Origin of the sequence: Candidatus Uabimicrobium amorphum, from assembly GCF_009002475.1 — a bacterium.
Taxonomy (GTDB): domain Bacteria; phylum Planctomycetota; class Uabimicrobiia; order Uabimicrobiales; family Uabimicrobiaceae; genus Uabimicrobium; species Uabimicrobium amorphum.
Genome location: NZ_AP019860.1, coordinates 160,819 through 175,604, shown reverse-complemented (window position 1 = coordinate 175,604; position 14,786 = coordinate 160,819). Strand labels below are relative to the sequence as shown.

13 protein-coding genes are annotated in these 14,786 nt (G+C 37.0%); 8 read left to right on the top strand and 5 right to left on the bottom strand.

What is annotated here, in order from left to right:
- Positions 1-182 precede the first annotated feature (182 nt).
- The 6 genes from rfaD (at position 183) to mnmE (ending at position 6,758) form a co-directional block, all read left to right on the top strand.
- On the top strand, positions 183-1,145 hold the full coding sequence (gene rfaD / locus UABAM_RS00615) for an ADP-glyceromanno-heptose 6-epimerase (protein WP_151966051.1): 963 nt from the start codon (positions 183-185) through the stop codon (positions 1,143-1,145).
- Entirely contained in the window at positions 1,108-1,581 is a 474-nt protein-coding gene (locus UABAM_RS00610; protein WP_151966050.1) for a hypothetical protein, read from the top strand. The genes rfaD and UABAM_RS00610 overlap by 38 nt, the downstream gene beginning before the upstream one ends.
- A 99-nt stretch (positions 1,582-1,680) precedes the next feature.
- A complete protein-coding gene (locus tag UABAM_RS00605; RefSeq protein WP_151966049.1) occupies positions 1,681-2,253 on the top strand; it encodes a hypothetical protein in 573 nt (190 codons plus the stop codon).
- Positions 2,254-2,388: 135 nt separating this feature from the next.
- Complete coding sequence (locus tag UABAM_RS00600; protein WP_151966048.1) at positions 2,389-3,156, top strand: metallophosphoesterase family protein; 768 nt, start codon at positions 2,389-2,391, stop codon at positions 3,154-3,156.
- A gap of 131 nt (positions 3,157-3,287) precedes the next feature.
- Entirely contained in the window at positions 3,288-5,222 is a 1,935-nt protein-coding gene (gene yidC, locus UABAM_RS00595; protein ID WP_173013053.1) for a membrane protein insertase YidC, read from the top strand.
- Positions 5,223-5,408: 186 nt separating this feature from the next.
- Positions 5,409-6,758 carry a tRNA uridine-5-carboxymethylaminomethyl(34) synthesis GTPase MnmE gene (mnmE, locus tag UABAM_RS00590; RefSeq protein WP_151966046.1) on the top strand — a complete coding sequence of 450 codons (1,350 nt, stop codon included), beginning with the start codon at positions 5,409-5,411 and terminating at the stop codon, positions 6,756-6,758.
- Positions 6,759-6,768: 10 nt separating this feature from the next.
- Here mnmE and UABAM_RS00585 read toward each other — a convergent pair whose 3' ends face one another.
- Positions 6,769-7,287 carry a hypothetical protein gene (locus UABAM_RS00585; protein ID WP_151966045.1) on the bottom strand — a complete coding sequence of 173 codons (519 nt, stop codon included), beginning with the start codon at positions 7,285-7,287 and terminating at the stop codon, positions 6,769-6,771.
- A 20-nt stretch (positions 7,288-7,307) separates the two neighbouring features.
- On the opposite strand from UABAM_RS00585, the gene UABAM_RS00580 reads away from it, so the two are divergent.
- Positions 7,308-7,694 carry a hypothetical protein gene (locus tag UABAM_RS00580; protein WP_151966044.1) on the top strand — a complete coding sequence of 129 codons (387 nt, stop codon included), beginning with the start codon at positions 7,308-7,310 and terminating at the stop codon, positions 7,692-7,694.
- Between the two features lie 135 nt (positions 7,695-7,829).
- Here UABAM_RS00580 and UABAM_RS00575 read toward each other — a convergent pair whose 3' ends face one another.
- Positions 7,830-8,963, bottom strand: coding sequence for an ATP-binding protein (locus tag UABAM_RS00575; RefSeq protein WP_151966043.1), 1,134 nt, complete (start codon positions 8,961-8,963; stop codon positions 7,830-7,832).
- Positions 8,964-8,982: 19 nt separating this feature from the next.
- Positions 8,983-10,041: an RluA family pseudouridine synthase gene (locus UABAM_RS00570; protein WP_151966042.1), complete on the bottom strand. Its 1,059-nt coding sequence runs from the start codon at positions 10,039-10,041 to the stop codon at positions 8,983-8,985.
- 653 nt (positions 10,042-10,694) lie between these two features.
- On the opposite strand from UABAM_RS00570, the gene UABAM_RS00565 reads away from it, so the two are divergent.
- Positions 10,695-12,644: a SpoIIE family protein phosphatase gene (locus tag UABAM_RS00565; protein ID WP_151966041.1), complete on the top strand. Its 1,950-nt coding sequence runs from the start codon at positions 10,695-10,697 to the stop codon at positions 12,642-12,644.
- Between the two features lie 94 nt (positions 12,645-12,738).
- Here UABAM_RS00565 and UABAM_RS00560 read toward each other — a convergent pair whose 3' ends face one another.
- Positions 12,739-13,335 (bottom strand): hypothetical protein, encoded by a 597-nt coding sequence (locus UABAM_RS00560; RefSeq protein ID WP_151966040.1) that lies wholly within the window; start codon positions 13,333-13,335, stop codon positions 12,739-12,741.
- Positions 13,328-14,785: an SUMF1/EgtB/PvdO family nonheme iron enzyme gene (locus UABAM_RS00555; protein WP_151966039.1), complete on the bottom strand. Its 1,458-nt coding sequence runs from the start codon at positions 14,783-14,785 to the stop codon at positions 13,328-13,330. The genes UABAM_RS00560 and UABAM_RS00555 overlap by 8 nt, the downstream gene beginning before the upstream one ends.
- Position 14,786: the final 1 nt, after the last annotated feature.

Genomic DNA, 14,786 nt, shown 5'->3' with positions numbered 1-14,786 from the left:
CTTCGCCAAATATTTTGTTCTTGCCAAAAGGAGTGAATGGAAATATTTTCGGCATATTTGCTAGCCTAATGTCACAAAGATAAACCACACAAAAATATTTTTGACATAAAGCACATTTTGGACACGACGCACTGTCTCAACACTAAAAAGTAGTGTTTACTCTCAAAAGAAAGGCGACAGAAATGTATATTGTAACAGGGGGAGCTGGCTTCATAGGCAGCGTTCTTGTTAAAAAACTCAACGATCGCGGCATTAATGATATTATTATTGTTGATAATATTGGAACTTCTCTAAAATGGAAAAACCTTTTAGGTAAAACGTACAAAGATTACATACCCAAAGAAAATTTTTTAGATCGTGTTCGCCGCGGAACCTTTCCACAGGTAAAAGCAATTATCCATATGGGCGCTTGTAGTGCAACGACCGAAGAAGATTTTGATTATTTATACAACAACAATTATCTATATAGCGTTGAACTGGCAAAATGGTCCATGAGAGAAAAAATTCGTTTTATCTACGCGAGTAGCGCTGCAACATATGGTAGCGGAGCCAACGGCTATGTAGATAGCCAAGACATAGAACTTCGTCCACTAAACCGCTATGGTTATTCCAAATACATATTTGATCAGTGGATAAAGAAAGAAAATTTAGATAATTCCTGTGTCGGCCTAAAGTTTTTTAATGTTTATGGTCCAAACGAATACCACAAGGGAAGTATGGCGAGTCTGGCATACAAGGCGTTTAGCCAAATAAAAGAATACGGTTCTTTAAAGCTATTTAAATCTCATAAAGTTCCTTATAAAGATGGCGAGCAACTTCGCGACTTTGTTTACATAAAGGATTGTATTGATGTTATGCTGTGGTTTCTAGACAATCCACAACACAATGGAATATTCAATGTGGGAACTGGAAAAGCGAGAACATGGAATGATCTTGCCGCCGCAATATTTAAAGCGATGAATTTGGACTATAAAGTGGAGTACATAGATATGCCTATGCACCTTCGTTCTCAGTATCAGTACTTCACAGAAGCTAGCATGGACAAATTAACAAAAATGGGCTTTAGTCAAGGCTTTAGGAGCCTAGAAGAAGGAATTCGCGATTACTATGAAAATTACTTACTACAAGAAAATCCTTATCTGTAATTTCGCATTATGCCTATTGTTGATATCGTGTGCAAACAAAGATCGTTATGTTATTAGTGATTCTAGAGTTGTGAAGTATCGCTCCCCAATAGATCCTGTAGGACATTTGGCGGGAAATTTTGCAAAAAATCCCACAGCTCCTTCTTACAGACAATTTTTTCTATCGTGGTTTGCCGAGCACAGAAATTTAGAAAATAGTTTAGGAAAGAGTGTTCTTGCGGTAGTAGATGCACACCATAATATTCAGAACGCGTTGTCCAATATGCACACTTTTTTAGACGAAAACAAAAAGCAAAAGTTACAGGCATATCAAAAACTATATGATACGTTACTCCTTGCTTTACGCAGAAACACTTCATTGCGTATTCTAACGACACGTTATCGTGCGCTCGGAAAAAGTATAAACGAAGAGTTTTCGCCCACTGCGACAAACTGAAACAAAATGATTACAAACACTTTGACAAGTAACAACGTCATAACACTACTAGCAACTAAAAAAACACAACCTCATAACTGAATTTAGAAAGGGTTCTACATGTGGTATAAAATAGATAAGGAAGGGTTTTCCCGAGAGGAATTAATACGATTATACTCTGTTGTCGAAACACGAACGCGTGGATTTCGCGAAGATTTGTTTCGTTTTACCAATTTCTATTCTGCGGTATGCTTTGCTATATTAGGGATCACACTCTCGGGATTTGTCAATTTCTACGGAAAAGGTTTTCCAGTGTTATTTTTTCTTTTTGGCCCGGTCACAACTATAATGATGTGTTTTCTTGGCTTGCGTGTTACCAACCAAATCTATCGTAGAATCCAACAGGAAACTTCCATGAAAGCCAAAATTGAAAACGCCTTAGGATTAGACCAAGCTATGCCTATCGAAAAATTCTACGGTGAAAAAGTGATTTGGGAAAATGATAACTCTTTAATACCTACACGTCATGCAGAAAGACGCTTTCTCGAATCTGACAGTTCTGATTTTGTCAATGCTGGTTCCCGTAAAAAGGGCGGTGTGAACAAAAACAACAAGCTGTATTTCGGAATTATTGGTGCTGTATCTGTTCTTCTAATCGTAACCATAATTGTATTTGCTATGAAGCAAGTTTAGACTATTTTTCATGATATTGACATCATGTTAAAAATGTCTTGACATCGAATCATTTTTGTAGAATAATATCGTAAAATTATTTTAAAAATACAAGATACAAAGTAAATTTTACCTTCCCAAGTATGGAGAAATAGTTTGATAGCGCTAATTTCGGATATACATGCCAATATAGAAGCCTTAACCGTTGTAATGGAAGATATAAATAAGCAAAATGTTGACACAATTTTTTGTCTTGGTGACGTAATTGGTTATGGACCAAACCCACGGGAATGTATAGAGATTGTGCGTAATTGTAGCGAATTTACACTTTGCGGCAACCACGAGGAAGCAGTACTTTTCAGTGCACAAGACTTCAATGTTAAAGCTCGTAGGGCTATTGATTGGACAAGAGATCAACTTAACTCGGATAAGTACGATCAAGAAGAAAATTACGAACTTTGGGATTTCTTGGGTGAGTTGAGAAAAAAAGTAAAAGATGAAAGCGTTCTTTACGTACACGCCTCTCCAAGACAACCAACCCGCGAATATGTACTTCCCAAAGATATAAAAGACCAGAATAAAATGGAATCCATTTTCATGGAATTTGAAAATTGCGGTGTATGTTTTTGTGGACACACGCACATACCTGGTGTTTTTACCGATGATCTAAAATTTGAATACTCTCGAAACCTAGGCAACCGCTTTGAAATTTCTTCTTATCCTGGGAAAAAGCTGATAAACGTTGGTTCGGTTGGTCAACCACGCGATGGTGACAATCGAGCAAGCTACGTTTTATTTGACGTAGAAAATCAGATCATCGAATGGAAACGACTTCCATACGACTACAAGAAAACCATGGAAAAAATTAGAGCTGTTGACGACCTTGCGGATTATTTAGCTGTTCGTTTAGAAGAAGGTCGATAAACAACATATCTCGAACACCATCCATATGGAGTTCCATAACTTCCCCTTTTCCTAATTCTTATAAGATTCTCTAGCTTGCAGCATGCTTAAATAGCATGCTTTTTTTTAATTCATCAAACAGGAACATTTCAATGACTCCAGAAAAAAGATTTCTTCTTGCAATGTCTCTCTCTTTACTTTTCCTCATGATTTGGGGACAAGTAATGGTAAAAAAAAGACAAGCTGCCTTGAAAAAACGACAAGAGCAACAGCAGCAGGTGCAGCAAAACAACAATGCGCAAAACAATAACGATGCGCAGAAAAACGACAACGCACAGAAGAAAGAACAAAACAACAACGAAAACAACAACGAAAACAACAACGAAAACAATAACGAAAACAACAACGAAAACAATAACGAAAACAACAACAAAAATAACGACGAAAACAACAACGAAAACGAAAAACAACAACAAGATATTGAAGATGAAAAGTTTGTTGTCGAAACGCCAAAATACTACATGACATGGACAAACAAAGGAGGTTCCTTGGTCTCCTTGAAGTTAAAAGAATACGTTACTGGAGACACAGACAAGAAAAAAGAAGGCTGGCAGAACAACCAAGAAAACTGGCTAGACATTATACCCGAATTCAATACACGCCATCTGTCGCTCACTTTTGCCAACAATACAGGAAACAAAGAAAAGCTCAGTGCATCTTCTTTATCAAGTTTACTATGGAATGTAATCAACGAAACCGATAAAAATCCACGACGACTCATCTTTACCAAAACGGATAATGGTGTACTGTACAAAAAAATCTTCACTTTCACCGATGAAAATATCATCAAAGGGGAAGTGGTTATTACCAATACAAAAGACCAAAAAGTTACCTGTAGCCCTGCAATTGGTGGTTCAAGTGGAATCAGTTGGGAATGTGCAGATAAAACTGTAAGCCAGTTTATTACGCTACACCACTTTTATCGCAATCATAAAGGAAATCCAGTATCTTCTTACGAGTACTTGGATACTGCTACTGCGGATGATTTTTCCATACAAAATAACTTTTCATGGTTATCCATTGACAACAAATATTTTTCCACCGTCATCGAGGCAGTCAACCCCAAAGAAGTCTCGGGAATCACTTCACAAAGTTTTTCTCCTGACATATTCTATATACAGAAAAACATAAGTGCGAAACGCGAAAAAGGCGAAACGCCAAATGAGAAAGATTTAAAAGCCATCAAACTTTTTGCACCTATTTTGCAATTTGCCTCATTCGATCTTGCAAAAGGGGAAAGCAAAACTCTACAATTTCATTTCCGTGCAGGCAGTAAAGTTGACTTGGCAAAAGATAACAAAGAATTCACTCTTTTAGAAGACTTTGGAATGTTTGATTTTGTCGCGCGATTTTTACTTGCTGTCGCAACTCTATTCGCAGGTATTTTTGGTAATTATGGTATTGCAATTATTTGCATGACAATATGTATAAAACTGATTTTGTTTCCTTTGACAAAGAAACAGCAATTGTCTATGCAAAAATATCAAAAATCCATGAAGGTGATACAACCACAACTCAAGAAACTACAGCAGAAATACAAGAACAATCGCCAAAAGCTAAATCAGGAAATGATGGCCCTTTACAAAAAGCACAATGTGAATCCAATACCAGTCGGTGGATGCTTACCTATATTCATCCAAATTCCTATTTTTATTGGTTTATACCAATCACTACAGTACTCAATACTCTTAAGACAAGAAACATTTCTCTGGGTGACAGACCTTGCGCAACCAGATCGTTTCATGTTAGTAGACTGGTCCTTATTCAACTCGGTATTTGGTGATTATCTAAACATTTTGCCTATCATCATGACCGTGCTATGGATCTTACAACAAAAGTTAATGCCAAGGCCGGAAAGCCCAGAAATGCAACAACAACAAAAGATATTTATGTTCATGACAATCTTTTTTGGGTTCCTCTTTTACAGTCTTCCTTCTGGTTTGGTAATGTATTGGTTAACGGTTAACCTAATCAGTATTGGCGAACAACTTATTATTCGCAAACTAAAGGAAAAACAAGAAGCTTAATTCCTTTAAATAAAACGAAACTTCCCCAACGTGTCATTCCTGCGAAGGCAGGAATCCACAATGTAAAGTTAACTTATAAACGCCTGGATCCCTGATCAAGTCAGGGATGACACTTGGGTTTAATTTTTAATTCCAGGTATACTTTTTCCACTTTCAACATCACATATTTAACAAGTGAACATCTCCATGAATAACTCCACCATTGTCGCAGTATCATCCACATCGGGCGAATCCTATCGTGGGGTAATACGTATTTCAGGCCCAGAGGCTTTTACGATTACCTCAAAGTTCACTGTAGAAGAAATCAAACCACAAAAGCATAAGTGGTGTCAAAGTGATCTTCTCATAGAACAGTGGCAAATGAACATTCCTGTAATCTTGTACCTAATGAAAGCTCCTTTTTCGTATACCTCCGAAAACATCATTGAAATACACACGTTTTCATCTCCTGTACTTCTAGACATTATCGTACAACAATTTATCATGGGGGGATGTCAACCCGCACAACCAGGAGAATTTACCAAAAGAGCATTTTTATCTGGAAAGATGGATTTAACTCAGGCAGAGGCAGTGGCCGAAATTATTGCCGCCAAAACGACTGCGGAAAGAAAATCAGCTTTTTTGGGAATGACCGGACAACTATCGCGACAGATAGAAGAAATGCAAGCGGTGATCTTAAACGTTGTAGCACTCATGGAGGCTCATATTGATTTTTCAGATGAGGAAATAGACCCACTGCCTGCAGACTATGTATTGGAAAATTTGCAACCTGTCTTCGATCTCCTGTGTAGTTTCCATAAAAAAAATAAAGAGGTATCACTACATGGCATACAACTGTGTATTTGTGGTGCTCCAAATGCCGGTAAATCTACATTTTTCAATCTAATCGTTGAGAAAAACCAAGCACTCGTTTCCGATGTTTCGGGAACAACATTGGATTGGGTAGAGGATTATATTGTGATAGATGGTATTCGCTTCAATGTAATCGACACGCCTGGCTTAGAAGATAAAGCGGTCGATTTACAACACAAAGCGCAGAAAAAAGGTAGGGATATTTTACGTAATTGTGATATTGCTCTCTTTATATTAGATTCTTCAACACCTTATAAAGAAGTATACGAACAGTTGTTCGCCATTATACCCCACGAAACTCCATTGGCTATTTTATACAACAAAGTAGACCTACCATCACAAATAGATCAACAAATATTCATGGACAAGTGTGATACAATTTTCTCCACTTCGTTTACTACAACACAAAATCTAGACACTATCAAAAGTTGGCTAGTCGCAAAGGCGGAGCAAATCAAACAAAACAAGAATGAAATCTTACTAAATACTCGCCAACATTTTGCTGTCAAACAAACAGCAACAATACTAGAACAAGTAATCGATGATCTCAAAAACGCAACATCATATGAGTTTATTGTAGGAGACCTACGTTTATCTCTCGATTACCTAGGAGAAATAGTGGGTAAGGTAACAACGGAAGACATTTTAGGTGAAATTTTTAGTAAATTTTGCATTGGAAAATAGATGTTTGCACCTACTGTTTCTGCAAAATAACCTTTTTGTACCACAATTCATTAATTTTACGTTCAACCATTTCGCTAGAGTCGTTACTGGTATTTTTTCCTCCGAACATTTTTCGAAACCATGCTCGATGTATTTCGCGAATTTCATAAAGTGGTTCTTTACAATCTTCCCATGTATCTTTCAAAACAGCACTCTCGATTTCAACCGTACGGATATCTTCGCTGTAATGTAGAATAGTGATTCCGAAAACTAATGCTAAGAAAACAATGTAAATTAATAGTGCTAGCATCTTGTGGATAAGAGATTTTTTTGCTATATTTGAATTCATAGGTTGGGTGGAGCTCAGTTGTTGCTGTTCCATTCGCTGAGTTTTTTCCAGTTCCAACTTATGCATAATTTCTTGTGTTTTAGACATAGAAAGATCTACAGCGATTGAACGGTTACAGGAAGGACATTTTCCCGTCTGGCCAATTCTTTCCTCTGGAGCTAAAAGTATGGCTCCACAGGAACACCTAATCTTTAAAGGCATGAAAATCTCCCGAAAAAAAAATGAAAATAAAATTTAAATGTGAATGTGGAAAGAGGATTAAAACTTCCGTAAAAAAAATAGGACGTCAACTACATTGCCCTCTTTGCCAAAGAAAAGTAACAATACCCAAAATAGATTCAGAAGCAGTTCTAAATTTAGAATGTGATGAATGCAAAATACCGTTTTCAAACAATTTGGATAAGTGTCCGTCTTGTCATAAAATCGTAGAAGAAGAAAATGAAACAACTCAAGAAGAGTTTAACCATAACCGTAGTAGTGTCATTATCTCTCCTAAAAATCCGGCAAATCTATACTACATTGTTTGGGGCGTTTGCATTATTATAAGTTTGATATCGATTGTTTACATTATAGTAAATTTAAAAACACTCAAATCAATTATTGGGTAATTATGCCCAACAGTTCGCTTTATTTGAAACTACATCTAAAAGCAGTTGTGTTTTTACAGTTTGTTCGTATCAAGTGTTGGATAGTTCCTACTCACAATCAAAATTATAAAACCATTTTGCTATCTAACTATAGAATTATGCTTTTGCGTATTTAACTAAACTGATAGATGTACCATTTGTTTCGGTTTTGCGAATATTGACCTCATCCATCATTCTTCTCATTAAAATAAGTCCCATGCCTCTACCGGATTTCTTAATCTGGTCGTCATCAGGCTGAACTAGATGTTCACTAAAGGTATTGACACCGCTATCAGTAATGGTAATGGAGAAAAATTCTTCGTTGATTAAAACAGACATGTGAATTTTTTTATTGCGGTCAAAATGATGCGCATGTTCAATGGCATTGCTACACGCTTCATCTACAGCCATAGTGATACTATCGCGCTGTTGGTCGTCAAATGTTGCCTTAGTGAAAGACATAATAAAATCGCGAATTTTGCTCAAGTAGTTCGTATCAGAAGGAAAAATAATAGTAATTTCATCTGGCGCACCTTCGTTTTCAGGTACCGCGGGCAAAGACGGAGATAAGGGGTTTTCAATGAGGTTTAGCGTTCCCTCGTTATTTATAAATAAAATGGACTTACATCGTGGACATCGATAGTGACCAGTTGTTCGAAAATTAATCTTCTTCCCACAAGACAAACATCGCTTTATTGTAGGAAATTGAACATGTGTCGAAGGTGTTCCATCCGTAGGCGTGGGCATTCTCGCTGCGGAGTTTGCGGTAGCATTTGTCGCTTCGGTTGTCACCTGACTGGTATTTTGCTCTTCTTCAACATGTAATTCTCGTTCACTTTCGTCCTCTAGTTCCTCTATTTCCTCTATAGAAGATTCTCGATCATATGTCCCGTCCTCAACTAGAGTTTTTGCTACTTCCATCGCCGATTCTAAATCGGGAAGGATATCACAAACGTTATCAAGACCAAACATGGAAAAAACTTCGCTAATATTACTTTCTAAATTGCAAAAAATAATTTTAAACTTCGGTTCATTCATTGCTCTAGAGGTTAAAGCTCCAAAACCAGTACTATTCATATACGTCAATCCACTAAGATTGAATATCAAAATATTACAGGTCACTTCCAAGACTTTATCCAAAAATTGCGAAAAGTCTCCAACATTAGACAAATCTATCATGCCCGAAATGCTAATAATACCGATTCTTTTGTCTTCTGCATCGTATGAGAAATTCGTGGTTACGTTTTGCATATTGTCACTCTTCTTTACCTTATGATAAAAACTTATCCACTACCGTATTCGGCCAAAGTATGTTTAGTGCTTTTAACACTTTTTGAAAATCTAGTGGTAACGGGGCATGGATAAGCATCTCTTTTTTTGTCTGCGGGTGTATAAATTTTATTTTCCACGCATGAAGTGCTTGTCGGTCAATCAATGTACCACAAAGATTTTCTTCCGCAAGCTGTTTTTCATATTTTACATTTTCACCTGTAAAACTTTTGAGAATGTCATCCACTGTTAAGTTAGGATTTGCCCCATATAAATCATCAGCAACTATTGGATTTCCCAAAGACTTAAGATGGACTCGTATTTGATGAGTACGCCCTGTTTTTGGAAAAACATGAACAAAAGAAAACTGAGCATAGTTGCAAAGAACTTCATAATTTGTTTCTGAGGGTCTACCGCCATGATTTACACACATCTTTTCCCTACAACGAGGATCTGTCCCGATAGGGAGACTTATATTGCCTTTTTTACATTCAATTGGTTTTTCTGTTATCGCGATATACTCTTTTTGTATTTCACGGTTTTCAAACTGCTTTGCTAAAAAAGCATGCGCATAGTTGGTTTTGGCGATTAGTATGACGCCACTTGTAAAACGATCAAGGCGGTGAACTATCCCAGGACGAATATAACCATTTATTTCCGACAAATTTGCAAAATGATGCAACAAACCATTTACCAAAGTTCCTCCATTTTGTCCTTTGACGGGATGAACAACTAAATCAGGTTGTTTATTGACAGCTGCCATATACTCATCTTCATATAGAATGTCTAAGGGTATGGCCTCTGGCTTTAATTCCAGTGGTTCTAGTTGTGGGAGAGAAATAAAAATTCTATGCCCTACTTTGATTTTAGAGCTTGGCTTTACAGTATTTCCATTTACGGTTATATCACCGTTTTTAATCAGCTTTGTGATAAAAGAGCGTGTATATTGAGAAAAGCAATTTACCAAGTACTGATCTAAGCGACAATTCGTCGCCCCAGCAGGAACAACAAAGTCAAAACGATCGAGTTTTTCATAGTTGGGTACAAGAGGTCGTTCCATAAGTTTTTGTCACAAAACAATTATTAAAAAATTCAAAGAAAAACGGTTGTTTTCACCACAGTATAAATGTAAGAAATACCACTACATTAAGTTATTTATAATAATAGATTTTCTATTAGAGATTATTGTACTGATTAATTACAGGTTTTCAATGAAAAATAACTGTGATCTTTAGATTTTTACAACTTACTTACTTGTATGAACCATTGGTAAAAAAGCGATAAAAATAAAAACAGATCGTTTGACATAAAAAATTATATTTGTTAACATAAAAAGGCTAAAGGGCGATAGAAATAGATTTTTTAAGGCCACACAACAAATAGAACAAAAAGATTTTTATTGTAATGTGAGCCACTTAGTAACAAGTCTTAATAAATACATCCAACTAACTCCACCTTAGGATGTCAATTGACCTAAAGTTACCTAATTAATATCTTTAAAAATATAAAAAAATCTATATTATGCTGAAATTTATGCTAAAATAGTAACAGTATATTAATTCCTAGCTGCAAGAATAAAAACTTGTATTGAAGTTTAGTCGTGAAAACTAAGGCTTCATACAAATATCAACGCACACTAGGGCGTGCCCTAAATTTTGTTACATATTTATATCATTCCCATTCACACACACTTAACTATGAAATGGCATAAGTATGGTTATTGATGAGAATACAGTTGTCAAGCTAACTCTTATCTTATACGAAGTAGACAAAAAACCAAGAACTATACTAAGTACTCTAAAATCGGGTGACAGCTTAATTATTGGTAGAGGACAAAATGTCCAATTATGGGTAAACGATAAGAATATTTCGCGTGAACACTGCAAAATATCATGTGTAAATGGTGAAGTATTTGTAGAAGATTTAGCAAGCCGTAATGGAACATTTGTAAATAAACAACGAATACATGGCCGCGCGCAGTTAAAGGGTGGAGAACAAATCCGTTTGGCCAGTAGTAGTTCGGTAATTGTTTCTTTGGAACTGGCGCAAGGCAACCAAGGCGCTATCGCAGATCCTCCCACCCCACCTCCTCCAGGAGACCAAATTTTACAACCTGGAGAAATTATCAATGGATATCGCATAGAGCGACGCGTTGGTGAAGGAGGTATGGCGGTTGTTTATAAAGCAACTCACCTAGGATTAAACCGTCCTGTTGCCATCAAGACTTTAGTTAGTCGTTTAATCCAAAATCCAAAAGCAATAAAGCGTTTCGCAAATGTTGCCAAAGTAGCCAGCGTATTAACACATCCCAACATAGTACAAATCTTTGATAGTGGTCGCCTAGATAAGCGCGGTATATACTACATTGTGATGGAATATGTTGAAGGGCAAAATTTAAACGCGCTACTCAAAGAATATGGCAAACTACCATTGGATCGTTCACGCCTTGTAATCGGACGTATAGCAAGTGCGTTGGAATTTGCAAACAAACACAATATCATTCACCGCGATATAAATCCATCCAACATTCTAGTGGGTGAAGAAGACGTCCCAAAACTAATTGGTCTTGGCCTAGCAAAATGTTTGAACGACGAAGTGACTTCGTTAACACAACCAGGACAAGGAATGGGAATGGTAGGTTACATTGCACCCGAGCAATTACTTGATGCCTCGAAAGCCGACCATCGATCAGATGTTTACTCCTTAGGTGCTGTTTTCTATCGTTGTCTTTGCGGACAAACGCCCTATGATACAAAAAACATCCGCGATTTCTTCAGTTGTATACACAAAAGAATCCCCCCTCCGCGGCCACACGAGGTAAATCAGCATATTCCAAGAACAATCAGCGACATGATATTAAAGGCTCTTGAGTATAATCCAGAAAAGCGTTTTCAAAGTATCACAGAATTTATCTTAGCATTAAAAGCGGCCGTTTCTCCTGACAAATATAACAGTCAAAAAATAGCCGAAAGTGCCATGAGTATGTTACCTCAAAAAGTTGAGGTAGAAAATTTTGAATTTGATGCACTTTTTAAACCATATGCAGATGTGGGTGGGGATTTTTACGACTTTATTGAGCTTAACGATAAAGAAATTGGTATTGTTATCGGTGATGTCACAGGCCATGGTATTGAAGCGGCAATTATCGTTGGTATGATTAAAATGGCGGTAAAGATTTTTGCAAAACAATATGCTTCCACAACGGATGCTTTGAAACATGCCAACAAGGAAGTATTTCCTGATTTGGATCAAACAACATTTGCCACAGTGTTTTATGGAATCATTAATAGGGAAAAGAAAACCCTACGCTTTAGTCGTGCAGGGCACAATCCATTGATTCTTTACAACCCTAATCGTGCAAAGCCTATTACAACCTATCACCCCGAAGGAAAATGTATCGGAATGTTTGCACAATGCGAATTGCAAGAAATGCAAATTCAGTTGCAGCCAGGCGATTGTTTAATCCAATACACAGATGGTGTTACCGAAGCTATGAATTCAGAGCAAGAAGAGTATGGTATGGAAAAACTATGCGAAACCATCCGCAGTAGCGAAAATAATATCCAGACTATCTTAGGTAACATAGAAAAATCTGTGGAAGAATTTGTAGGGGCTGAAAAACAACAGGATGATATTGCAGTGATCGGAGTGAAGGTCTTATAGTAGGTTTCACTTAAAGACCTAATTTTCTTGATATAACAAGAAAAAAATAAATCCCCCTGAATCCACAAGAATTTGGGGGGATAAAATTTTGCTACTAGATTTTCACATACTTGCCTTTATTGTCTTCCCACCATTTTTCCCAACGATTAATGCCTGCTTCGCGATCTTTTTGCGAAACATTATAACGGTAATTAAAGTTCATTTTGAATACGGATCTCAATGTTTGTTGAGAACGAAAACGTATACCCATATTGTTATTTCTCAATCCAATCCCAATCAGCACTGGTACTCCACGATAGTCATCCATATCACAAAGTGAAGCTGCCGCTTCTAACTGGACAAAATCAACCGTATCCTCCAAGCGTTTATAAATATTTTCTTTTAATTCCAAAGCTTCTTGTGATTGATTATTCTTGTATATCCGCGCAATACAATACATGCATCCTGTGCGAACTTTTGGTGAAAAACTAGTAATATTTTTGCCAAGATGAACCAAGGCTTCATCGCCATAATCAATGATTTCTTGACATAAACGCCAATAATCTTGACCTTTGGACAAATGCATAATTTGAATTAACCTTGGTATTCGTTCCTCAGAGGTTTCTTCTGTGGTTGTCTGTACATTGTTTGTGGAACTAACGCAACCAGCAAAAACAATAGCTAAAACAACATATATATATAACTTATTCATGCCTGGTTCCTATCTGATTCGCATCAATAACATATCGAAATCCTAACGCCAACATCTTAACTTGTGGTTGTTGTGGATAGCGCTTACTGCAACGTAACGTATTTCCTTTATAATACCAACTACCGCCTCGTGCCACCTTATATCCTGGTCGTATAGTGAGAAGATGTGGATTTCCTTCATAGCTTTGATAATTGTCCGCTGTCCACTCTAAAACGTTACCTATCATATCATAACAACCGTAGGAAGATTTTCCAGAAGAAAATTGCCCTACAAAGGCTGTGTCCCGTAAGCCCTCCTCTATGGTATTGGCATATTTTTGATAAAATTTATTTCCCCAAGGGTAAACAAATCCCTCATCGCCTCGTGCCGCCTTTTCCCATTCTTTTTCAGTAGGAAGTCGTACTCCCATCCAATTACAATACCCCACAGCATCATTCCATGATACGCCTGTGACTGGCTTTTGTAAATTTTGCTGTGCTGGCTTTCCCAACTGCCAATGTTGTGGAGGGTTCACATTGGCCGATTTCACATAATCGTAATACTCGGCATTTGTCACTTCGTATTTACGTATATAAAATGCTGACAAAAGTATAATTTTTCTAGGCGTTTCGTCTTTTTCTTCATCATTTCCAAAGACAAAGTTTCCACGAGGAATAAAAACCAAAAGATCATGAACTTTAGCAGGTAAACGTGGAAATAGTTTTTTAAAATAATTTTTGTTGAGCGACGGGTGAGATATGTAGCGCAGGGCGTAAATATAGCGTTTTTCTTTTAGTAACTGGCGAACTTTGTCTCGTATACGTTTATGTATTTTGTAAATTTTGCGCAAAGTTTTTATTTTTGTTTTGGCGTGTAGAGTGTTGACAGAAGCATACATTTTTAATGCCTTTGCAAACTCTCCTTGTTGTTGTAGCTTCTGCGCAATATCTAACTTACTCTTACTTTCTTCGTCGCGAAGTATTCTTTCGCGACAGTACTCTATTCTTTGTCGCACTTTTTTTGCAAGAAGAGGGTGATCTTTGATTTTCTCATAATAGACAACCGCTTCGCTGTATTTTCCATTATTTTCATAATACAGCCCTCGTTGCCATGTATCATAAACGCGTAACAACTGCGCATCTTTGCGACTTATTTTTTGCGTAAGTTCAGAAATTCTCTGTTGGAGAATATGATCGGAGTAAAAACTCAAGGCCCAAGAATAACAACGTATTGCTAATGTAAGCTCACCTTTTTTTTCTGCGATCTCCCCCTTTTGCTTCCATGATATGTACTCTTGGGGAATTTTTGCACTTTGGGGAGAAGAAATAGCAATCTGTTCTTGTTTTTTGAGTAGGGGTTTGGGGGGAGGGGGAGAAATTTTAACTATCGGTTCAATTCCACCATTCACCACAAAGAGTACACTACAAACAACAAGACTCAGCAATGAAACATAAAAGGCTTCAAATTTCATA

Bases quoted from the DNA above. Each gene is read 5' to 3' on its own strand.
- rfaD (WP_151966051.1), top strand. From the start codon at position 183: ATGTATATTGTAACAGGGGGAGCTGGCTTCATAGGCAGCGTTCTTGTT.
- UABAM_RS00610 (WP_151966050.1), top strand. From the start codon at position 1,108: ATGAAAATTACTTACTACAAGAAAATCCTTATCTGTAATTTCGCATTA.
- UABAM_RS00605 (WP_151966049.1), top strand. From the start codon at position 1,681: ATGTGGTATAAAATAGATAAGGAAGGGTTTTCCCGAGAGGAATTAATA.
- yidC (WP_173013053.1), top strand. From the start codon at position 3,288: ATGACTCCAGAAAAAAGATTTCTTCTTGCAATGTCTCTCTCTTTACTT.
- mnmE (WP_151966046.1), top strand. From the start codon at position 5,409: ATGAATAACTCCACCATTGTCGCAGTATCATCCACATCGGGCGAATCC.
- UABAM_RS00585 (WP_151966045.1), bottom strand. From the start codon at position 7,287: ATGCCTTTAAAGATTAGGTGTTCCTGTGGAGCCATACTTTTAGCTCCA.
- UABAM_RS00580 (WP_151966044.1), top strand. From the start codon at position 7,308: ATGAAAATAAAATTTAAATGTGAATGTGGAAAGAGGATTAAAACTTCC.
- UABAM_RS00575 (WP_151966043.1), bottom strand. From the start codon at position 8,963: ATGCAAAACGTAACCACGAATTTCTCATACGATGCAGAAGACAAAAGA.
- UABAM_RS00570 (WP_151966042.1), bottom strand. From the start codon at position 10,041: ATGGAACGACCTCTTGTACCCAACTATGAAAAACTCGATCGTTTTGAC.
- UABAM_RS00565 (WP_151966041.1), top strand. From the start codon at position 10,695: ATGGTTATTGATGAGAATACAGTTGTCAAGCTAACTCTTATCTTATAC.
- UABAM_RS00560 (WP_151966040.1), bottom strand. From the start codon at position 13,335: ATGAATAAGTTATATATATATGTTGTTTTAGCTATTGTTTTTGCTGGT.
- UABAM_RS00555 (WP_151966039.1), bottom strand. From the start codon at position 14,785: ATGAAATTTGAAGCCTTTTATGTTTCATTGCTGAGTCTTGTTGTTTGT.